We start from the raw sequence: 22,261 nt of genomic DNA, 5'->3' as shown, positions 1-22,261 counted from the left end.
AACATTTGATACGAATGGGATAACTGTCTCTTTTTAATCCAGTGCATAATAAGGTTGTAATCGGTAAATATACAACGAATCATTTGATAAGGAATTTGCTAATTTTTAGCTCCCTGCACTTACACACTAAATAATGGAGGTCTTACCGTGCAAAAAGTAATTCTAAACAATGGTGTTGAAATGCCTACTCTCGGTTTTGGTGTTTTTCAGATTCCAGATGCAAATGAATGTGAAGAAAGCGTTCATGAAGCTATTAAAGCAGGTTATCGCCTGATTGATACGGCTGCCTCTTATTTAAATGAGGAAGCGGTGGGTAGAGCAATAAAACGGAGTGGCATAACAAGAGAAGAGTTATTTATCACTACAAAGCTTTGGGTACAGGATACAGGTTATGAGCGCACAAAGAGGGCATTTGAACGATCACTAACAAGATTGCAGCTTGATTATCTGGATTTGTATTTAATTCATCAGCCCTTTGGCGATGTGCATGGCTCTTGGCGCGCTATGGAGGAGCTCTATCGTGAAGGAAAGGTCCGTGCAATTGGCGTAAGTAACTTTCATGAGGATCGGCTAATAGATTTGATTATTCATAATGAAGTTGTTCCTGCCGTAAACCAAGTGGAAACACACCCTTTCAACCAGCAAATCGAAAATGCAGCCTTCATGAAAGAGAACAATGTTCAGATCGAGTCTTGGGCGCCATTTGCTGAAGGGAAAAATAACTTGTTTCAAAATGAATTATTGGTAGCTATAGCCAAAAAGCATAATAAATCCGTTGCTCAGGTTGTTTTGCGTTGGCTAACACAAAGAGAAGTCGTTGTCATTCCAAAGTCGGCTCGTAAAGAAAGAATTGTCGAAAACTTCAATATCTTTGATTTCGAATTGGACCCTAAAGATATGAAGTCAATTGCTGCATTAGATACGAAACAGAGCCAGTTCTTTTCACATCGGGATCCTGAAATGGTGAAATGGATCGGCACCAGGAAACTTGATATCTAGCTATCCTGGGTGGGAAGAAGGAGGATTAAAGATTGCACGCACGATTAAAGAAATTGTTCGAAATTAAAGGATACCGTTTATTAGTCATCTGCATGCTGATGATCGGAATCGGAATATCGATTACAACTCCTTATCTAGCTCTGTATTTCACAGAAGATTTAGGGATGACTACCGGGGCATTCGGCGTGTTCATGGCAGTAAGTTCGTTAAGCGGTATCTTGGTGAACACGCTCATTGCCAAACGTCCGATGCGGTCTAGACCGAAAATGGATATTGATTGCAGCAATGCTTTCGTCTGCTTTGGTGTATGCTGCGTATTTGACATTCGATAACTTCTTTATTCTGCTGATTTTGGTCAGTATATTGAGTGGATTTGGTGCTGCCTCCATACCGCAAATTTATGCTTATGCACAGGAATCTGCCAATGAAAGCAAATCCGACGACAAAACGTTAGCGATGTCTGCATTACGTTCTCTGATCTCTCTAGGCTTTCTAATCGGACCATTGGCAGGGACTCTCCTTTTGGCGGCGATTGGGTATAGCGGTCTCTTTCTGGTGACATCCGCCATCTATCTTACGACAGCATCTCTTATATTCCTGTTTCTTTCAAGCCGGAAAGCAAATCCAAAAAAAATGGGTTGAGCAACACAGTAGGTACCTCTTTGCTCATTAACAGGCAGATCAGGCTGCCGTTTATCGCTTTTATTTTTCTGTTCACGGTTAACGCGATGAATTTAATCAATACGCCGCTCTTTATTGTGAACGAGCTTCAAGGCACGCATACGGATGTTGGATTAGTGGTCGGTATTTGTGCCGGCCTTGAAATTCCCATTATGCTGATCTTAGGTGCGTATGGTAGAAAGATATCAAATCATACTCTTTTAATGTTTGGCAGCATTATTGCTATTTTCTATTTCGTCACCTTAGGTGTTTCGAACGATCCGATTCAACTGATTATAGCGCAGCTTATGCAGGCAACGTTTGTGGCAATCGTGATGGGCAATGGACTTAGCTATTTCACGAATATGATGCCTGATTCACCGGGAGTAGCTACAACGCTATATACCAACGCCTCCACTATTGGTAGGCTGGCAGGAACGCTCGGCAGTGGTATCATTGCCCAGTTTACAGGATTTCGATCGGTGTATTGGATTTGTCTGGTGATTGTGATTTTATCATTAGTCTTGTTATGGCGAACAAAATCAGAAGTAGGAGAAGAAATTCGATTATCCATTTGAGACCTATAGCTTGTACTGTTTTGACGTCGGTCCTTATAACTCATAACGCTGCTCAATTGAACTAGCTTGCCTGTTAATTAAATAAAATGAGCGGGCCACCGCAGCGCCTGCTCATTGTAATTCTTACTCATGTACAAATCATTTAAAAGAAAATCTAGGACGAAAAACAAAGTCTCTGTTAAACGGCAGTTAAAGTTATTTTTTAATTTTCTCTGATTCGAAGTCGTCTACGATTATATTAATAATTTTATATGATTCGTCTGCAATAGCTTTGTTAGTATTTTTATTACCATTGTAGGTTATTAACGCCTTCCATAACGCCCATCCTCTTGCTCGGTTCCAAGTTCCTTCATCCATATTTAATACACTTTTGAATATCTTTCTACTCTCTTCATCAAAAAATGTCCAAGCCATTGCAGCATCACAAGCGGGATCACCAACTCCCAATATACCGAAATCAATGACTGCATAAAGTTTTCCGTCTTGAATGAGTATATTTCCTGGTGCAATATCACCATGGACCCAAACCGGCTCCATTTCCCATTTAGAATCAAGGGCCGATTCCCAAATTTCTTTTAATACCTGTTCATTAAAAACATCTTTATTATTCTCAATTGCATATCTTGACTCTCCATCGTATACAGCTATAGATCCGCCTCTATAGAAATTATGCTCCCCAGCTAACGGACCTTCACTAGCATCAATGGATTGTAATTCAATTAAAAAAGAACCCAAGTCTATTGCCAATTGGTTAAGATCATTTAAATTTTCCTGAGACAATGTCTCTCCTTCCAACCATTTGTTGATTGACCATGGCCAAGGATATTCTTCACTAGGATTCCCCTTAGCTATTGGCATGGAAATGGGTAAAGAAAGTTTTTTTGATAACAATGGCAGCCACTTTTGCTCTTTCTCCACTTGAGGTGCATAGGATACTGCACTTGGCAATCTTATACTCATATGTTCACCTAAATGAAAAGTTCTATTATCATTCCCACTAAATTTTACAGGTCTGATTTCTAACTCAGACCATTCTGGGAATTGTTCATTTATTAATTTTACAACAACATCAACATTTATATTTTTCATTAATTACCTCTCTAACATTTCAAATTTTTTAGGAGTTTAAATTTTATTTTTAAATAAGCGCACTAACATGTTTATCAATCTCTATTCTTCCGTTAGCTTAACCAGGCTATGTATTTTGATGGTCCTTGTGAAGAAAATTTACATACTCATCCTTCGTTAAACCGAACAAGATGGAATCATGATATTTTCCGTTTATGTAAAACACTTGACGCCTGATTCCTTCTTGAACACACCCTACTTTTCTAAGCATACTAGCCGATGGCTCATTTCCTTCAAGAACATAATCATTGAATTTATTTAGTCTACGCTCGAAGAAAGCATATCTTAGGAGCATGTGTACTGCCCTGGTTCCATATCCTTTACCTCGGTAGGGTTTATCAATCACGATGCCTATGCTGAATGTTCCATTCCTCTCGTCAATGCTATTTAAATTAATACCGCCTACACTTACACCATTCAGGTCTTCAATGGTAAACATAATTCTACTGTTCGTTGATGAAAAGTCCGTATTTTCCTCAACAAATCTTTTTGCTTCAGAAATTGTAGGCGGCAATTCTATTGTACATTCTAACAATCGACGCGCAGGAGTGTCATATCCACTTACATAACAGCTTTCCCAATCTTCTAGTGAAATTCCCCGCAATCGTATAGCTTCGTCTTGCCAAAAGTAAGTGCTGTAGTCTATTTCTTGCACAGATACACCTCCACATAATGATTAATTGTTATAATTATAACTAGTAAATTCAATGCGTAGTTAGTAATTTTCGGTTATAACTATTTTGCCCGTTAGCTTAATAAAAAAAAACAGGCCACCGCAGTGCCTGCTCATTCTTCTATGCTATTCAATCACCATATCTGTTAGATTAACGACCTAATTATACAAACAGCTATTCTTCTCGTTTTACTTTTTTTCGTCGAGAAAGTGATATTCCCCCAAAGCCACTGATGACAGCAATGTAAAAACCTATATCATACCACCAGCCAGAGTTGTAAATTTCATATACTCTAATATCGTGATTGAAAATGCCAATAATAATTGAAATAGGAGCAACCCAGCCATGCCATATCCCCCAGAAAAAACCTGCAGGATTTTGAGCATTATTCACGCCATCTCCAGGTACACAACCCGTTAATGAAAGAACAGTAAAAGTCATTAGTACCATTATTAATAAATACCTTTTTTTCATATCTCGTCACCGTCCAATAACAAGTTTAACGAAGCAAGTTTGTAGAATATAAAATTTCCTTTCTATACTATGGAGACTAATCTCAAAATATTCTACAATTTCTTTTCCCTATATTGATCATGCTGCCAACCTTTAAATATCTGAGATGTCCTCGCTTTCAAAGCGCTCCGTACGTCAATGGGTTCTCGCCACGCTACATGCTATACCAATACATCGGATGCTCTGCGATTTGATCAAATCCAAGTTTATTGGCAAGAGATATCGATGCTTGATTATCTGAATGACAACTCCAGTTTGGTAGTAGTCTTTTACTCCGACATTCATTGATAAACTCGATACCAACTTTTGTCGCGAGCCCTCTACATTTATGTTCCTCAATTGTAATAATATCAATCTCAGCAAAACCTCTGCCAACGTAAGGAGATGAACAAACGCTTATGATTTTATTCTCTTTTGTAATAAAATGTCCGATGCCGCGCTCATTAAAATGCTCGTTGGAATCCCACACTAGCTTATAGTATGTGTAGAAATCCTCGCGATATCTATTCGAGATATCATCGTTTAGCGCTTCATATTGCAGTCCTTCATCGATGTTTATATGTATGTCTTTACTATTTTCAATAAACTTTTGATCATTAAATCGGAAATAAGTACGTTTTATTTTATTTGCATGTTCTAGTTGATATTTCTGGAAAGCTCTTTCCCATTCGTCTGTGAACATCGCCAGTGCATAGAACCCAATGTGGTTGTCCTTATGATTTAGAAAGTTCGCTACAGCATCATTAAATCTGCAATCTGAGGCATTACCAACTAAACAATAAAATCCACCGCAACTTGTAAGAAAAGCAGCAGACGGATATAATCTACTGTTTACAAATATCCTTCCATTTTGCACATGTTCAATTACAGAAAAGGCAAAGACTGCTTTGTTTTGGATTTTTGAAAACATCGGTAATACTTTAGTAAATTCGTTCCTACTCAACTCGAGCATAACCCACCTCATTAAATATGCTTTCATTATTTTTCGATCATAGATTCAGTTACCATTAATTTTTTGATCTACCCATTAGATTAATAAAATTAGCAGGCCATTGAAGCGCCTGATCATCCATTTATGTTATTTAACTAATGTTTCCTGTTAGTTAAACAAATTTTAGGGAGCTAGTCCTTATTTCTTAGCTTATTAAAATGATTTATTGTAGATTTCATATCATCTTCATTATTCAAATCAACTAGTTTACGAAGTTTCATGCTCCAGCAATTCAAATTCAAGGAAGCGCATAACAACCTACATATTCGTAATGCTTCTGTTACACTACCCTCTCCATTATAAACATTAGTTCTGACAGATATCTCTTCAGCCTTTTCTGATTCGGTTCCTGTATTTAGTTCGATCTCAACTTTGTATATCCCATCATCATAGAGAAAATAACACGCATCATTAAATGAATTCCAAGATTTCAAAGTTGGTTCATTCTTTATATAAGCTGAGTTTTTGAGTAATTCTACTGTTTGAACAAAGTCGAAATTATTCTGCCCAACAAACTCCATCCCATCTTCAGTAACGGTTGGTTCATTTCCAAATGGAAATAGAATAAACTGATAATCTCCGATAGCCACAGTAATCGCCTCCAAATATGGAAAGTGAACAATTTACAATTGTTGATCGTTCAATCAAGCTAACGAAAAACATCGATTAGCTTATTCAAAACGATGTATTCCAACACAACTATTCCTATGCAAAAAAGTATAAAAAACTGAAGTCTCGCTGTGTTAATTCTATCCTTCCAGTATTCCCCTCTAAAAAATGAGATTATGTTAGGAGTGAACGTATGCCGAATAGATTCGTTATAATCATTTTCATCCACAAAGAAAATACGGAACAGAAATTTATATATTGGAATATTTAAAAGAAATAAAACAATAATCATAACCAGTTCAAAAGTCAAATTGTTTTCCTCCAAATATATCTTTACCTTATTTTACAATATATGATTTTGTTCATGCATAACAGACTGATCCATCATATGGATCAAGGAACTAGCTGCCGATGTGGGAGTATAGTGATACGTATTAAATTTCCTTCCATTATAACGTCTTATTTAAAAAGTTTGTGATCATTGCATTAAGGTGCTCTCAAAGTAAATTAATCTATCAAAATTGGACTAATAAATAATCATCACTCGTAGGATTTTCCGGCAGAGAGAATAATTGCGAAAGTACGCCAATCTGGCTCAAGATTAGTCCCTGAATCTTCAAGCCACGCCTTCATCCCTTCTAAAAATGATTCCAAATTCGGATTTTCCCAATCATTTTTATTTGTATCCAAATCGCTCATTAAAGAAGCTACAAAATGAAGCATATCCTCTTTTGTTTTTACCTCATAAGGGTTTAAGCTCATTGTACTGAATCACCTCAGGAAAAATTGTTAGTTTTATTTTTTTGTTACCCAATTTTAACACATATTGGAACCATACTGCCCGACAGTAAAAAACAAGAATAAGCAAAAAAACTTCCCCGCAGTACCCTGCAGAGAAGTTCTCTCTAATAAAATATCTTCTCATTCCGTTATAGTTGCTGCTTTGTAACATCTCAAATTATTGATTTTTAAAATATTGCACATGCTCAGACACCCACTGGGCAAAGGTGCGTGCTGGGCGGCCAGTGACCTGTTCGACGGTAGGAACCACTGTATACGCAGATTTAGGAGGGTTGGCATGCCAGCCTATTACAAAGTTAATAACATCCTCTTGAGCTCCCATATTCCGCATGCGTTCGCGCGCTTGCTCTTCGGTGAGCACGACGAATTGGATATCCTTCCCGATTGCAGTACTGATCGTGCGAACCTTTTCTGGTATCGTTAACACTTCAGGTCCAGTCAACGTATAGATTTTACCTGCATGACCGGTATTGGTCAGTGCGGTTGCAGCGACACTAGCGATGTCGGCCGGGTGAATCATCGCATCCAAAGAATCAGCAAACGGCTCCTTCACAATGCCTTCCGAGCGAATGGACTCTGCCCAGATAAGTGTATTGGACATAAACTCTGGAGGCGGCTGGAGAAAGGTCCACTCCAAGCCGCTCGCTTCCACGGCCTGCTCCACGGGTCCGTTCACACCGCTCCACAATACTGTGACTCGTTCTACTCCAGCTTTCTTGGCCAGTTCAACAATTTCGGGTCCAGTCTGCAGCGGGCCAAAACCTTCACTGTTAAAAGTGATTAAGTGCATGCTTGTAACGCCCTTCAGCACGGGCACAAGAGACTCTGGAGAAGCAAGATCGCCATATACGACCTCAACCTCTTTGGGGAAATTTGCTTTTGCCGGGTTACGCGTCAACGCACGCACATTATGACCTGTTCGGACGAGTTCTTCAACGATATAGCGACCCACATTTCCGGTTGCTCCTGTTACTAAAACCGTCATGGCTCAGCCTCCTTGATTTCTTTTATCTTGGTGGTTTTTCATTAAATTGATTTGCTTTTTCAAGCTTAATTCCGCATCTGCTAAAACATTCTGTTGTCGAATAACTTCATCCAGTTTTGTTTCATAGATTTGAAGTAATTCATCACAATACTCATCTTTTTCGCCGAATTCGTCGTTATCGGGATATTGGCAATACATAATATCTTTTATCTGATCCGTTGTAAGTCCTAAATTAAGATAGAGTTGAATCGTATGAATGACTTCGACAATAGAATCATCAAATTCGCGATAATTATTGTCGAGACGAGAAGCGGTTATCAACCCTTTTTTCTCGTAATGTCTTAAGGATCGAATACTAGTGCCGGTCTGTTTCGCTATTTGACTTATTTTCATTTTCATAGCTCAACCTCCTTTCTTTGTATTCTTAGTTCATCATAAAGTATGACACTAGTGTTATAGTCAAGTCCCTTTTAATAAAATGAGCAGGCCACCACAGTGTCTGCTCACATTTTTTATATTTCAACTATTGTATCCCGTTATCTCAACAACCAATATATCCGTAGCCAGCCTTGTTATAAAAATAATTAGAACCCTTCAATACTATTCAGATTGTCTCTCACGTTCCATCGCCTCAAGTACTTCGAGTTTTTGCTCATACTGACGAATTAGGGCTGAATCTGGCCCATTGCGGTGTTTTTCGATGAACGCTTGAAGCGCTTGGCGGTATTGCGAAATGAATTTTGAGTTGCCGGAGTTTGTTGCAAGCTTGGCTTCAGCTTTTATAATCGGTTTCAAATCCTTATTGATTATCCATTTCTTCCCGTATTCTGACTTATCGCTCATGATGAGGAGATTACGTTCGAAACCTGGAACATACTTGGCGACGAAAACTTCATCCTTAGGCGGAATAAGAATGGCATTACGCAGCGGATAAATACTGGCGGACATGGTAGTGAAACTCGCCTCCATATCTTGCCCCTCGGAGGTTTTGAGGACCGCTTCGTACTTCCAAACATATTGATCATTGTAAAGGGAGTTAGTTTCCTCTGCGTAAACAATGATTGCAGTACTTTCCGTTCCAACTGCGTTAAGAAATAATGAGTTTAGATAATGCGTGATAAAAATGTTGAGAATTGCTGCCAGAAGCCCCAAAGACGGCAGTATGAAAAACCATTTTCCATGATTACGCCATATCGATAAGAAGATCCCCATGGCAAAGCTGAAAAATAAGATTATCAACAATGACCAGAACGGGTGATGCGTCAGGAAATACAATACAGCCGAGATTATATACATGTATTTTACTCACCCCTCATGGTTATACTATGCCAGCCCTATTGTTGTATTCTAATGCGTTCTTGTTTGCCATGACCTTGTTCGACTATCAGCGGCTTCTTATCTAAATAATAATCCCACCCATTTGCAATTGCATATTTAATCAATCGTTCGCCGTTCTTAGGCATATGAGGGTTGAAGTGCCATCTTTCCATCTAAAGAATCTCGATAACAATTAGTAATTTAAAAATTCGTTAGATATACTGAACTATCCTGCTCGTTAGCTTAATAACAAGAATGAGCAAAAAAACCTCCCCGCAGCATCCTGCAGAGAGGTTTATTTTCAGTTTGATTGGGTCAAAATTTCGACTTTTTTGGTTCCCTATTGGCTTCGCCATAAATTCGTTCCGCTTTAAAGTAAATTCAGCGCCTTCAGCAAAGCCCATTCACTGGATTTGAAGCCTTCTATTGAAAAATGAGCATCTGGAAACATCGGGGACAAATGATGGTACCCAGGGTATACATGTAATTCCACTAACACACCATCAAAGACCAGTTGTTTTGCAAATAATAAGGCTTCATCGATGAATAAATCAATGCTGCCTATACTTATATAAGTGGGTGGCAAACCGGCTAGTGATTTTGCACGCGCAGGCACGTAATACTCACTAACCTCTTCATGACCGGGTTCATGCCCTAAAACAGATTTCCAGCCAAAATAATTGCTTCCTTTTGTCCAAACAAACTCACCCGCATAGGGATGTTCTGGCGCAAAACTTGTACGGTCATCAAGCATTGGATTACGCAGCCTTAGATGATGAATATCAAATTCCTTTTGGTCACGAATGTAAATGGCTAGACCCGCTGCTAATCCTCCACCTGCGCTGCTGCCGGATATGGCCACTTTTTGAGAATCGATCGCTAATTCCTTAGCATGCTCAATACACCATTTAAGGCCCGAATAACAATCCTGTAGCTGACTAGGCTGAGCATGCTCTGGTGCCAAGCGATAATAGACAGATACACAGCAAAAACCATGCTGGGAAGCAAGCGAAGCATTAGCTGTACGATCACCAATCGGACTTCCCATAACCATACCGCCGCCGTGAATAGAATAAAATAATGGCAACTTCTTGTGCTTTGGCTGGATTGGTTTAATGATCTCTATGCGAATATCTGGGCCTCCAAAATAACTTGGTACTGTTTTTTCTTCAAAAGTAACTGGGAACAACTGCGTAACATCTATTTGCGGCAGCATTTTTGCTTGATTTGTGCGCGATTCTATTAACATTGATTCAGAAAGATCAGTTGTTGGAAATAAATCAACAGCGCTGATAATTTCTTGATCAACTAAATGTCTGCTTCTGTTTTTTTGCTCACTCATGATTTTTAATTTCCTCGCTTTCTATTTATACACATCATTCATTATGATGTGCTGCTCATCGTTTTATGCACAAATCAGAGCCCTTTCTAACTTTCTTTCGTCAGCTAATTTCCAACTATCATGTACACTCTCACATGCTAAACCTATTTTAAATAATGTAGACAGCTATTCATATGTCAACAATGGCTTAGATTCATTGTTAACACAAAAAAGGCACTGATGAGAAATTCTCACCAGTGCCCGTTATTCTTTATTCATTATGTGAATACACAATTCTCTTAATCGTATCTATGGAGAGGAAATATTCCTTCGAAAGCTGCTCGATACTACTCTTACTCATAAAAGCATTTCTAATAGCGGCATTTCGCTGATCCAGTAATTGTCTACCACCGCTCAAGCTTCCCCAGTTTTTATATTCCTTTTCTTGCTTAGGAATGTAAAGAGCCTCTCCTTGAACATACTTTTGAATTTCCATAATTAGCTCTTCTGGCAATATCTTTGTTGCATTAATATATTTCAACTTCGCCCGCTCCTTATTTTGACAATTAAAAATAAGGTACAAAGCCAAAATATTAGAAAAGCTTATTCAGCGCTATAAAATGTTTCGCCCCACGCAAAGTAACGCTTTTCCAATAACAGGCTTTGCATGAGTGGAAGAAGTACCAGATAATCTTAAGAGATTTTCCATCAGTAAGCACCCCCTTTTCCTAACAAGTATAACATAACTTCAAATGGAGAAGATTCGCATAGAGAAAACGTGAACTAAGCCTTTAACCATACGATAAATCGGCTTGTATTAATTTGATATTGATGTGTGCTTGGAAATAGAAGTAATTATTTTATCCCAGTCATCATAATGAAGTTCATGTCCAGTACCCTCCAATGTCAGCAAAACCGCATCCGGAATTTCATTAGCAAGATTTTCTCCATGTTTATAAGGGATAATGGGATCTTCAGTACCGTGTACAATCAGAGTAGGTGCAATGATTTCACTCGTCCTAACCAGATAGGATTCCCCACCTGCCAATAAGGCGTGATTACCCATACTGGCGATATTGTTGCTTCTAACAAATTCTTTTTCCGCCAATGCGCCAATGCTCTTCTCATCAAAAACATGCTTTGAACCGACCAGAATCTTTGATCTATTAATGGCAAATTCGACTACCGATTGTTTGTTCGTCCAATCTACAGCCCCCATATTCGAGAAAAACTCCATAACCCTTTCCTCCATCGGAGGGAGATGCGGAGCAAAATTGGACGTTGAAACGAGGGTAATGGTTTTAACCCTCTCCGGATGCCGCAGAGCGATCATTTGAGTCAACATACCGCCCATGGACATGCCTATGATATGAGCTTGCTCAATCTTATAAGCATCCAATACTCTTATTGCATCATCTGCCATATCTTCAAAAGTATAACCCGGTTGACCAGGCTCATAAGTTGTTGAACGTCCAACATCTCGGTTATCATAACGAATGATAAAACGTCCTGCATCTGCCAAACGCTGACAAAATTCTTCTTCCCACCAAATCAAGGAGGATTGAGCCCCCATAATTAGCAAGATGGCCGAATGATCTGGATTTCCGAAACTGTCTGCACATATATTAATCCCATCTACTTTTATTAGTTGTTCGTTCATATGGAACCCTCCAATATTTCTTACAAAATAAAAAAACACAGGCCATAGGCCTGTGCGCATACTGTAATCGAAAAAGAATTTGAGAATGAACACAGTATTATGATTACCCTATGGAAGACTATCAGTCCAATCATCGGGTAGATCATAAAAGGTTCAATCCATTTCCTTTGTATCTAGTTTATATGGCATAAAGGTAGGGTTCCCCCTCTCCCCAATGATATAAAACTAAACTAGGTTACCGTGAAGGCAAACTAATCTTCGATTACGATGCACACAAAATAGTCTTAAACCACAAACCAATTCATTGTGCAAAAAGTATCGAAGAATTAGATCAACACACGTAACCCCTCCGTTCGTATAAGTTAAATTTATGCTAACATATGGCAAAGTCATATGTCAAATACTAGGCGGTTTCCTTTGTGTTAACCTTTATCCTAGTTTCAAAAAGCTATGTTGCCTCTTCCCTTATGTTTTTTGAAATTTTCGCAAATTGATTTACATACCCTGCCAGATAAATAGCGCAGCGCCAACAATTTGACGTTTTTTCTACGCTCAGCATTATTGGGCATATGCTTAAAATAGATCGGTTTCTCAAAACGCTAATCATATGGTCAGCCTGTTTTTTGAATCTTTCCTTTAAGTAACCTAAATACTTTTATTGTTTTTTCAGAGAAACCTTGAAAGAAATCACTTAGATATTTTTGGACAAGGAACCGTACCAAACTAAAGAATAAAGAAATAACTATTATAAACACAAATAGTTTTATTCCTGTTTCTATATATACCATTTAGATAACGCCCTCCTATTCAATTATCATTATATACTAATACATCGATTGAACTGGAACATGTCGATAACAACCGCTATCCGGACATTTAGCTGAAAAGGCTATCGCTTATAGCGGTAGCCCTTTGTGAATGAATTCTTATTATCCGATAGTTTAGAGAATTATTTTCTTTTTATTAATTTATGAATACTCGAAGGCTTTAAACCAGCTTGAATAAGCAATTTAATATTGAAACCCGACTTCCCATAGCTTAAACGATACCAATAGTAATTTATGTATTCTATCACGGAAAAAACATAAATCAACATACCAAAAAATAAGTCTCTTTTATTCTGTGCAAGCATTAACAACAAAATAACAATTATCACAGCCAAAAGAAAATTAATTCTTCTAAGCATGATTAGGATTTTCCGCATTAACAATGATTTCTCTTTACCTAATGATTGAGATCTAAATACCCAATACAGCACACCTTGAATTAATTGCAACACAAGAAATGAAAACGCAAGCAAGCTTGCGAATCCTAAATCTAGATACAGTTTAAATACAACAAAAAAAGAAATAGCCGCTACTAACTCACCAAAAGCTAGATTCAACAGGTGTTTTCTTAGTTTTCTCATAAAACTCCTTATAAAGATCACAAACACCAACTGTTTTAGATCAATTAATGTATTCATTTTACAACAGTATCTTGTTAACGATGAGCTACCACGCGGCAGCCCCTTCGGTGTTCAACTAACGTCCCCCATCCCTTAGTCATATTCGTTCAGGTAAAGTCCAGGTTGTTATTATTTCTTAACCTAATCACTTTCTCTTTGTATTTTTTTAACTTGGCTTCGAAACCGCTTCTATTTTGTTCAAAATCCTTTGTCCATTTATACATCATCTTCAACATCAGGATGTCTGGCTTATAATGACACTTTTCAATACCAAGATTTTGCTTAAGAAATCTCTTTAGGATTCTTATCCTTCGCGTCCACAATGGAGTATCAAGAAATATGATTGTATCGGCCATTTCATACAAACATTGATAGGACTCTCTATCTGTTCCTTCAAATATCCATGTACCGTGTATATCTATTTCCTTTATAACCTCAATTTGTTCTTCTGCTGAACGTTTATATCGTCCCATGGGTGTTTGATGATGGACTATGGAGTCAAGTTCATAACAAGGTACACTAACTTTCTGCGATAAGCGTTTAGCCAATGTCGTCTTACCACTAGCTACAACTCCAATAATGAAGATCTTTTTCATTCCTATTCTAGCTCCCTGCAACGAGCATATTTGATTTAAATGACTTCTCTATTGACAACAGGGATTCCTTCTAATGCAATTTTGGCAAGATATCGGATCACGGTTATAGAACGAATACTCATTAGCGTAACCTGCCCGTTAGATTAACAGCTGCCGTGGCTAAACTGCAACCCGAAAGATAGACACTTTAGAAAGAGTGATCATCTTTCGGGTTTTGTCTAGTCAGGGTAATGATCAGAAAGTGCACCTATACCCACCAGTTCAAATTCGAGAGATACCTCATTATGTTGTAAATAATCCATAGTTATTTTATCAAGCATATTTTTAAGTACTTGTTTAAAAAATGCTTTGAAAAACGTTCATACTCGACCTAAGCAGGGGGGAAATCCTGATCAAAGGTCTATTTTATGACAAAGCGACTTCCAGTATAGTTCCATATGTAAGTTAATACTAGGAGGTTTTAACGCATGACAGAAGCCGTTTTGAAGCTTCGCAACGTGACCAAATCGATTGGCGGACGCAAGATCGTCGACAATCTTAGTTTCGATATACCAGCAGGCGAAGTATTCGGATTTCTCGGACCGAACGGTGCCGGCAAGACGACAACAATAAGGATGATTGTTGGCTTGATATCGATGTCGAAGGGCGAGGCCCTAATTAAAGGCGTATCCGTTCGCGAGCACTTCGAGCTTGCTATGACGCATGTAGGAGCGATCGTCGAAAACCCGGAAATGTATAAATTTTTGACCGGTTATCAAAACCTTGTTCATTTTGCCCGTCGGCATAAAGGCATTACGAAGGAACGGATCAATGAGGTCGTTAAGCTTCTCGGACTTCAGAACCGTATTCACGAGAAGGTTAAGCGTTACTCTCTCGGCATGAGGCAGCGGCTTGGCGTTGCCCAAGCGATTCTGCATCGTCCATCGTTGCTCATCCTTGATGAGCCGACAAACGGGCTCGACCCTGCAGGCATTCGAGAACTGCGCGATTATTTGCGCAAGCTGACGAGAGAAGAAGGCATCTCCGTCATCGTCTCTTCCCATCTTCTGTCCGAAATGGAGCTTATGTGCGACCGGGTAGCGATAATACAAGCCGGCAAGCTCATCGATATTCGCTCGTTGCAGGAAACTCGCGATTCGATACAGTCGAAGATCGTTATCGAAGTCGGCGATTTACTTGCCGCTCAGCAGCTGCTATCCGCCATCTTCGATGCAACCCGCATTACGGTGAAAGGCAATCAGCTCGAAATTGCGGCTGACAAAGCTGCCATCCCCGATATTACAAGGCTGCTTGTAAGCTCGGAGATTGACGTGCTCGGCATTCAAGCGGCGCAGAAGTCACTTGAAGAACAGTTCTTGGAAATTACCGGAGGTGAGATGGTTGTCTAGTCTGTCTAATCTAATTCGAAACGAAAATATGAAAATATATCGTCGTCCACGTACATGGCTTATGATCGCCTTCCTCGTTTTAACAATCGCATTAATGAGCGGCATCATGAAGTGGGAATCAAGCAAAAATAATACGATCGACTGGCAAAACAACCTGACCGAACGGAATAGCAACATGCAGCAAGAGCTTCAAGAAAACAAAGAACTCTCGGAAGAGGACAAAACATACTTCACTAACGAAATCAAGCTCAATGAATATTATTTGGAACAAAATACAAATCCTAACGAATTGTCATTGTGGAATTATGTAGATACATCATCATACTTAATTATTTTAGCGACGATTCTAACCGTCATTATCGCTGCCGATATGATTGCGGCCGAATTCACTTGGGGCACGATCAAGCTGCTGCTTGTCGGTCCGGCTTCGCGCACGAAGATTATGATCAGCAAATATATCGCCACGCTTGGGTTCGCGCTTCTGCTGCTCATATTGACATTTGCGTCTGCTTACGCAGCCGGAGGTATTCTCGAAGGCTTCGAAGGAACAAGCCAAGCGAGAATATCGATTACCGATGGCGGAGTTATCCAAGAAAGTTCCTATTTGTTGAATTCGTTGGAGAAATATGCTTTCTCGATCGTATCCATGCTCATGTACGTAACGATGGCTTTCATGATATCGTCCGCGTTCCGCAGCTCCTCGATGGCCATAGCCTTCTCGCTTCTGTTCATGCTGGTCGGCAATACGCTATCGGCGCTTCTCAGCGGCTATAGCTGGGTCAAGTATTTGCTCTTCTCTAACATCGACCTGACGCAATATATGCAAGGTGCGACGCCGCTAAGACCGGAAATGACGTTGACGTTCTCGATTATAATGCTTGTCGCCTACTACATCGTATTCCAATTCTTAGCTTGGTTACTGTTTACGAGACGCGACGTCGCCGCTTAAGGGCAATTCCAATACTAAGAACCTCGGGCACTGCTTGCAATAAGCTGTGTCCGAGGTTCTTTTGTTTTAATCCAACTAACCTGTCCCGTTAGTTAAACGATCTATATCCGATCTTTTAATTTTGGACGTGGATAAAAACTTAGAGTATCATCATTCTTTTGCAAAATTATATCTGGTTACGACCGTTAGTGTAGAAAAGACAACCGATCATTTTGGTCGATTGCCTTTGTTCTTAATTGAACCAACGTTATCCGTTAGCTTAAATCCACTTGAATAAATTAATGCCTCATGATTCATTGCTGAGTAAATAATATTATTTTCTATTCCGACACTTTATTTTCTGCGTTTCCCTGTCAATTCGGCGTCCGGTCGACTACTCTTTTTACCGAACCCACTGTATTGCACTTGAATCCGGTCTTCCGGGCGAATGTCGACAGTATACAGAACGAGCAGAAAGAACCATTCCAGCGGCTTCATCGCCACATAGATCACATCCGCTGCTGTCTTCGTACGAATCTGCCGACTAACCGGATATCCGTATTTGTCGTATAGTCGGCGAATCGTCCGGTGGCAAGCGGGCATGTACTGTTCCAGCACGTTTTCGAACGCGTTAGCGATCATCAGCTGGCGATTCACGGTAATAGACATGCCGTGCCGGATTCCCGGCCTAAGCGGCTTGACTAGGGATCGATGCCCCAGAGCGGCGACGGTGCACAAATAATGGCCATCCCCCGACACCATTTCCGGCGGTGGCGCCGGCAGCCTCGACAAGTAGAAGCCGCTCGTATCTAGAAACGCCCGCACTACGCCATCCGGCCGCTGCCCGAACAAGACTAGAAGCAATTGAACAACAAGCTGAACGGGGAATAGCAGTGCGATCCATAGCGCCGGAATTGCCCGGTGACGCATGATGATGAAGCGATGCAGAGGCCGCTGCCAGGCGGGCATCGTCTCCGCATCTTCCCCCCTTCCGAACGCCTTCCATACGTCCAATGAGCGCTTGAGCTGCGCCAGGTACAGAAGGCAAGACGTTAAGCTCCCAGTTTGAAGAAGCAACACGGAGAAGATCTCATTAAAATCGTAATTGGAAAAGCCGGTATGAATGAAATAGACTGCGGTCAGCGAGATGCAAAGAACCAAAAAGACGTTGCAGCAAGTATATACAATTGGAGAAAGCTTCCTATGATAGATTCTCAGCGCCCAATAGGAAAAGAAGCCGAGCAACCAGTCTACGCAAAGTACGGCACTATGCTTGTGGGACAGAGATGCGTATGCATATAATGGCTCTCCGGTTTCTGAGTACATTTTCAACGGCGCTCCTCCTGGTACCCCTTTCGCATCAAATATGAAGCCAACGATCAGGAGAAACGAGGCGATCGAAAGTAGAATGCCGTCTACGAGCCGTGTTAACGTCAATCCTTCGCCTTGTTCGCTTTCCCCAGCTTTTCGCGCGAACGTAAACACCGCCCGAATGAGGGCGGTGAACGCTAGGAGAAGAAATGGAGTGAACAACAGTAGCATTTTCTTGATGCTCCTTCCGGTCGATATTGGACAAGACTTGTGCGGCAGGCGCGCTTGTCGTTTCGTCGACATCGGGCGCGTCGCGTTTCGCCACCGCAATCACAATAAGGTAGACATCATCGTTGAATGCCCGATTTCAAAATTTTAAGAAAGCAGTTTTGGAAGCGGCGAATGCTAAATTCCCTTTGACGCGGTATGATACTTATCCAAAAAAAGGCAGTCTTTTGAGAGGAATCAAAGTCAAACTGCCGCTGTGTTATTAAATGAACGTGTCCTATTTGCACCTCCGAAGATTTTTTTTGATATAAGTAAGGAACTGACCATTTATCTAGTCAATGATACTCTGAATTTATAATTCAAAAAAAGAGAAAAATGATCATTTATATTTTCCTATTTATTGGTCCTTACTGCCCATTAACGTAGCGCAGGGCTGCCATGAGGCAGCCCTTAATGCTTAATATGAGACCTGATATCGGAATTACAGCAGCGAGGTTACGAACTTCACCTCCGGAAAGCGGCTATCCGGTCCTTTCATTAAGATTCCGCCTTGATTTTTTAGATAGATATCGAAGAAATCCAGCATATAGGCATTGATAACGGAGTTCACTCTTTCTGGCGCAATCTTTCCTGTAACTCCCAGAATTTTGAAAATCGGAGAAATGAACTGTACGTCGGTAAAATTCAAATGCTCCGTATTGTCGATATAGAGGAATTGTCCCCCTACGTCAACCGTTTCGCGCATCCGTTCAAGCTCTACCTTTTTATCTTCCGTTACTTGATCCATCCACTCTCTTGTGTTGCCCATACGTTTAAGCTCTGCCTCCGTATAGGCGTGGTTATCCTTCACCATTTTTAATCTTTCGAATTCGCTTTGCGAGTTCATGAACAAAAACGGCTTACGCAGACCCTCTCTCTCACGCAGTCGATAAAGCGCTCCATCCAAGTCTATTCCAACCGTTATTCGTGGATCGTAAGTAGCGTCATAAGCCGTCGCTCCTCCGATGGAATGACCGAACACCCCGACATGTCCGAGATCAATCCTCCCTTTTAGATGACTTGGAATCTGCCCCGATTGGATGAGCTCGAATTGGTCCAGGGTAAACGCCACATCGTCGGTTAAAACTTTTCCCAACTTGTCGCGATTTCCGCTTTCCGTCCGGTAATCATGATCGGGCGAGAATAAGTCGTTGGTTGTGCTCGTCGTGATTCGACCATCCGGAAACTCGGTTGCAAATGTATTGTAGGTGTGGTCGATCACTGCCACGATATATCCGTGACTCGCAAGATTTTCGGCTTGTGACGTATGGAGGAACCTGGAAGAGCCGAACCCGGGATTAGCAAGGATCAGCGGGTATGAAGTCTGTGCCGAAGAGACTTCGGCCCCCGAATAAGCATGACTGGATACGTACTTCAGGTGTTGAAGAGTAAACCCGGGAAGGCCATAATTCCCGGCCATATAACGTAAAATCTGGGGATTAGAAATAAAGGGAGCGTATTTACCGGTGCCAGCTTGAGCCGGATACCATACCTGAACCATCAATTCTCTCTTACCATCTCTGGCTTCGTCGAAAATCTCTTCCCTCTCTGTATCCACAAAATGATAAGTTTGCGTTCCTACCTTAAATTCGCCTGTCGGTTCAGGCAGCTTAAATACAGGAAAAGCATACATGAGACCCGCTGTAACGACCAGCATTAGCGCTATAGCGGTATTAGCTGAACCCAACATGAATCGCGGGATTTTTTTTTGGACGTTTTTTTTAAAATAGCTATAACCTGAAATGGCTAAAAAAATGATCGTTATGCAATATAGGAAAAATAGCTGAACTCTGTATCCTTCCACCGTCGAATGAATGACCAGTAAAAGTGTGGCGATCCCGCTTGCAACGAATACTGAAATTTTACGCCGTCCTTTTTTTAATAGGACTGTTAATGCAAACAAGCCGATGTTTGACAAAAAAAGCAACAGTTCAAACAGCCTCATCTCGATTCTCCTTTTAAAAATTTCTATGTTTCTTTATTCCAATATTATCCTGCCAAACTGGCCTAAGCTATCGCTTTGCCTTACATCTACCTTACAATTTTGTAAGACGCTTATTTAGCACGTAACCATGAAGTGGTAGCCATGGTAACCATTCCTGAGACTGATCTTGCGACCCACTTTTCTTGTCCACCCTGATAAACTGACCGTTAGCTCAACGAGGCTGCCGATTTATTTCGGCAGCCTCGTCCTGATGATTATTTACCTGTTAGCTTAATAAAGCATCGTCTGCCTAAGACTTTATTTTCTTATGACACCGCTGGCGCCTGGCTAGCGTCTTGAGCTTGTTCGCATGCTTTTCAATTTTTTGAATACATTTATGTATTCGATTAACAGGAGGACACAAGTCATGTCACAACTCGGGCAATCGTTTATGAGAGGTACTCTGGTTTTGTCTGTTGCTGCTTTCATCAATCGTATTCTCGGTTTTATCAGCGGCATGTATATAGCTCGCGTACTGGGCGCAGAGGGAATCGGCATCTTGATGATGGCGCATCCGCTTGTTCCGCTCGTCATTACGATTACGGAGCTTGGATTACCGGTGGCAATTTCCAAGTTGGTCGCAGAGGCCCAAGCTCGCGGCGAACGGATGAAAGTGAGGCGCATTCTGTATGTCTCACTCGCTGTTACGGGCGTTTTGAGCGTAGCGCTCACGACCATATCGTTACTTGGATCAGAGTGGATCGCGTCTATTCTGTTAAGCGACCAGCGGGCTTATTACGCCATGCTAGCGATTACACCGATCGCACCGATTATCGCAGTCTCCGCCGTATTAAAGGGTTATTTTCGGGGCATGCAGCAGATGAAGACCATTGCAGCTTCCGATGTGCTGGAGCATACGGTTCAAATCGCTTGTGTGCTAGCGTTGGTACACCTATTGCTGCCTTACGGAATTGCTTATGCAGCTGCAGGTGCAATGGCTGCCTCTGTCGTCAGCGAAGCGATAAGCCTCTTATTTCTGATGACAAGCTACAAGCTATATGGTGAATCGAAGGTATCGGGCGAGACTTGGGCGAGCCATCTGAAACAAGGAAGAAGCACACTCGGCGAGCTGCTGCAAATCGGACTTCCGACGACTGGTCATGGTGTTATTCATTCGTTATACAACGCCTTCCAGCCGCTTCTTATTACAACCAGCCTGGCCCTGTACGGCATCGGAACAGCTTTAGCCACGAAGCAATTCGGTCTGCTGGCCGGCTATGTGTTTCCGCTATTATTCATGCCAAGCTTTATCACGCAATCCTTATCCACCGCTCTTATTCCCGCGATTGGTGAGGCCACGGTGAACAAGAATAGTTTGCTCATACATGAGCGGATGAATCAGGCTATGATATTGGGACTTCTGATCGGTGCGCCAGCAACCGTTATCCTGTACGAATGGGCAACTCCACTAACGACACAAGTCTATAATGCGCCTGAAGCAGGATTACTTCTAAAAATACTGGCGCCTATGTTTTTTCTACATTATTTCGATGCTCCACTTCATGCGATTCTACTTGGCCTCGGTCGCGCGAAAGCAGCTCTATGGAATTACGTAATAGCTACTGTATTTAAGGGTGTCTCGGTCTTCGTGTTAGGCAGTCAATTAGGAATCGTTGGTGTTGCGTTCGGCATCGGTATTGGCATATTAATACAAACGCTATTGAACTTTTTTTCCATCTCGAGTTCGATCGGATTTTATGGGAGCATTCGTCCTTATATCAAGGTTGGGATCTGCATGATGCTAATGGCAATCTGCGGACACTTGACCTATAACCAGCTAGTCAGCCACGGTATGCCGCAGTTATGGTGCGTAATCATTTCAATCTTCTGTTCCTTGTTTCTTTATTTCGCTGCTCTAGTCGTGACCGGTACGTTGAATTGGAAAAGCACACGTCATAAATTTTCAATTCCATGGTAAGAAAAAGCAGCAGTCATGATTCGATATGAAAAAAGAATAAATAGTATTAGACTGGATGTCTTTATTCCACCCGATTTTTCGAGTTGTCATACCGTTAGACTCCATAAAATAAGTTTTGGACTGAACTTAGAAATTGAAATAGCGACAGCCAAGGACGAGAAAACAAAGAGTCCTAGACTGTCGCTA

24 protein-coding genes are annotated in these 22,261 nt (G+C 40.9%); 7 read left to right on the top strand and 17 right to left on the bottom strand.

The window, feature by feature from the left end; translation table 11 throughout:
- Positions 1-147: 147 nt before the first annotated feature.
- Genes AC1DOV_RS30310 through AC1DOV_RS30295 form a run of 4 tightly spaced genes read left to right on the top strand, consistent with a single transcriptional unit; the run spans position 148 to position 2,237 of the window.
- Positions 148-999, top strand: a complete 852-nt coding sequence (locus tag AC1DOV_RS30310) for an aldo/keto reductase (RefSeq protein WP_477551835.1) — start codon at positions 148-150, stop codon at positions 997-999.
- A 32-nt stretch (positions 1,000-1,031) separates the two neighbouring features.
- A complete protein-coding gene (locus tag AC1DOV_RS30305) occupies positions 1,032-1,331 on the top strand; it encodes a hypothetical protein (protein WP_477512305.1) in 300 nt (99 codons plus the stop codon).
- Positions 1,318-1,641, top strand: a complete 324-nt coding sequence (locus AC1DOV_RS30300; RefSeq protein WP_477512306.1) for an MFS transporter — start codon at positions 1,318-1,320, stop codon at positions 1,639-1,641. Before AC1DOV_RS30305 ends, AC1DOV_RS30300 begins: the two co-directional genes overlap by 14 nt.
- Positions 1,642-1,661: 20 nt before the next feature.
- Complete coding sequence (locus AC1DOV_RS30295) at positions 1,662-2,237, top strand: MFS transporter (RefSeq protein ID WP_477512307.1); 576 nt, start codon at positions 1,662-1,664, stop codon at positions 2,235-2,237.
- A 195-nt stretch (positions 2,238-2,432) separates the two neighbouring features.
- On the opposite strand, the gene AC1DOV_RS30290 is transcribed toward AC1DOV_RS30295, so the two are convergent.
- The 15 genes from AC1DOV_RS30290 to AC1DOV_RS30220 all read right to left on the bottom strand — a co-directional run bounded on the left by AC1DOV_RS30290 (position 2,433) and on the right by AC1DOV_RS30220 (position 14,279).
- On the bottom strand, positions 2,433-3,326 hold the full coding sequence (locus AC1DOV_RS30290; protein WP_477512308.1) for an aminoglycoside phosphotransferase family protein: 894 nt from the start codon (positions 3,324-3,326) through the stop codon (positions 2,433-2,435).
- Positions 3,327-3,432: 106 nt separating this feature from the next.
- The gene (locus AC1DOV_RS30285) at positions 3,433-4,020 is read right to left on the bottom strand and encodes a GNAT family N-acetyltransferase (RefSeq protein WP_477512309.1); all 588 of its coding nucleotides are present in this window, start codon (positions 4,018-4,020) and stop codon (positions 3,433-3,435) included.
- 193 nt (positions 4,021-4,213) lie between these two features.
- A complete protein-coding gene (locus AC1DOV_RS30280; RefSeq protein WP_339208368.1) occupies positions 4,214-4,513 on the bottom strand; it encodes a hypothetical protein in 300 nt (99 codons plus the stop codon).
- A 193-nt stretch (positions 4,514-4,706) separates the two neighbouring features.
- Positions 4,707-5,495 (bottom strand): GNAT family N-acetyltransferase, encoded by a 789-nt coding sequence (locus AC1DOV_RS30275; RefSeq protein ID WP_441884608.1) that lies wholly within the window; start codon positions 5,493-5,495, stop codon positions 4,707-4,709.
- A gap of 179 nt (positions 5,496-5,674) precedes the next feature.
- Entirely contained in the window at positions 5,675-6,133 is a 459-nt protein-coding gene (locus AC1DOV_RS30270) for a hypothetical protein (RefSeq protein ID WP_441884606.1), read from the bottom strand.
- Positions 6,134-6,692: 559 nt separating this feature from the next.
- Positions 6,693-6,914 carry a DUF7660 family protein gene (locus AC1DOV_RS30265; protein ID WP_441884604.1) on the bottom strand — a complete coding sequence of 74 codons (222 nt, stop codon included), beginning with the start codon at positions 6,912-6,914 and terminating at the stop codon, positions 6,693-6,695.
- Positions 6,915-7,110: 196 nt separating this feature from the next.
- Complete coding sequence (locus AC1DOV_RS30260; protein ID WP_477512310.1) at positions 7,111-7,938, bottom strand: NmrA family NAD(P)-binding protein; 828 nt, start codon at positions 7,936-7,938, stop codon at positions 7,111-7,113.
- A 3-nt stretch (positions 7,939-7,941) separates the two neighbouring features.
- Positions 7,942-8,337, bottom strand: a complete 396-nt coding sequence (locus AC1DOV_RS30255; protein ID WP_441884600.1) for a MerR family transcriptional regulator — start codon at positions 8,335-8,337, stop codon at positions 7,942-7,944.
- 201 nt (positions 8,338-8,538) lie between these two features.
- Complete coding sequence (locus AC1DOV_RS30250; RefSeq protein ID WP_477512311.1) at positions 8,539-9,234, bottom strand: MerC domain-containing protein; 696 nt, start codon at positions 9,232-9,234, stop codon at positions 8,539-8,541.
- Between the two features lie 38 nt (positions 9,235-9,272).
- On the bottom strand, positions 9,273-9,428 hold the full coding sequence (locus tag AC1DOV_RS30245; RefSeq protein WP_477512312.1) for a hypothetical protein: 156 nt from the start codon (positions 9,426-9,428) through the stop codon (positions 9,273-9,275).
- 197 nt (positions 9,429-9,625) lie between these two features.
- Positions 9,626-10,597, bottom strand: a complete 972-nt coding sequence (locus AC1DOV_RS30240) for an alpha/beta hydrolase fold domain-containing protein (RefSeq protein WP_477512313.1) — start codon at positions 10,595-10,597, stop codon at positions 9,626-9,628.
- 250 nt (positions 10,598-10,847) lie between these two features.
- Positions 10,848-11,117, bottom strand: coding sequence for a CD3324 family protein (locus AC1DOV_RS30235; RefSeq protein WP_076270608.1), 270 nt, complete (start codon positions 11,115-11,117; stop codon positions 10,848-10,850).
- A 276-nt stretch (positions 11,118-11,393) separates the two neighbouring features.
- On the bottom strand, positions 11,394-12,236 hold the full coding sequence (gene mle / locus AC1DOV_RS30230; protein ID WP_477551834.1) for an alpha/beta fold macrolide esterase: 843 nt from the start codon (positions 12,234-12,236) through the stop codon (positions 11,394-11,396).
- A 949-nt stretch (positions 12,237-13,185) separates the two neighbouring features.
- Entirely contained in the window at positions 13,186-13,644 is a 459-nt protein-coding gene (locus tag AC1DOV_RS30225) for a hypothetical protein (RefSeq protein WP_477551833.1), read from the bottom strand.
- Positions 13,645-13,790: 146 nt separating this feature from the next.
- Complete coding sequence (locus AC1DOV_RS30220) at positions 13,791-14,279, bottom strand: P-loop NTPase family protein (protein ID WP_477512316.1); 489 nt, start codon at positions 14,277-14,279, stop codon at positions 13,791-13,793.
- A 467-nt stretch (positions 14,280-14,746) separates the two neighbouring features.
- Here AC1DOV_RS30220 and AC1DOV_RS30215 point away from each other — a divergent pair, with 467 nt between their 5' ends.
- Positions 14,747-15,667: an ABC transporter ATP-binding protein gene (locus AC1DOV_RS30215; protein WP_477551832.1), complete on the top strand. Its 921-nt coding sequence runs from the start codon at positions 14,747-14,749 to the stop codon at positions 15,665-15,667.
- On the top strand, positions 15,660-16,616 hold the full coding sequence (locus tag AC1DOV_RS30210) for an ABC transporter permease (protein ID WP_441884584.1): 957 nt from the start codon (positions 15,660-15,662) through the stop codon (positions 16,614-16,616). The genes AC1DOV_RS30215 and AC1DOV_RS30210 overlap by 8 nt, the downstream gene beginning before the upstream one ends.
- 333 nt (positions 16,617-16,949) lie before the next feature.
- Here the strand turns inward: AC1DOV_RS30210 and AC1DOV_RS30205 are convergent, their stop codons facing one another.
- Both AC1DOV_RS30205 and AC1DOV_RS30200 read right to left on the bottom strand, forming a co-directional pair.
- A complete protein-coding gene (locus tag AC1DOV_RS30205; protein WP_477551831.1) occupies positions 16,950-18,137 on the bottom strand; it encodes a DUF6688 domain-containing protein in 1,188 nt (395 codons plus the stop codon).
- A gap of 478 nt (positions 18,138-18,615) precedes the next feature.
- A complete protein-coding gene (locus tag AC1DOV_RS30200) occupies positions 18,616-20,118 on the bottom strand; it encodes an alpha/beta hydrolase family protein (RefSeq protein WP_477551830.1) in 1,503 nt (500 codons plus the stop codon).
- A gap of 406 nt (positions 20,119-20,524) precedes the next feature.
- Between AC1DOV_RS30200 and spoVB the strand changes: the two genes are divergently transcribed.
- A complete protein-coding gene (gene spoVB / locus AC1DOV_RS30195) occupies positions 20,525-22,075 on the top strand; it encodes a stage V sporulation protein B (RefSeq protein ID WP_477551829.1) in 1,551 nt (516 codons plus the stop codon).
- Positions 22,076-22,261 lie beyond the last annotated feature (186 nt).

The organism is Paenibacillus sp. 01T47 (genome assembly GCF_056398245.1).
This window is presented reverse-complemented; position numbering and strand designations above follow the sequence as displayed.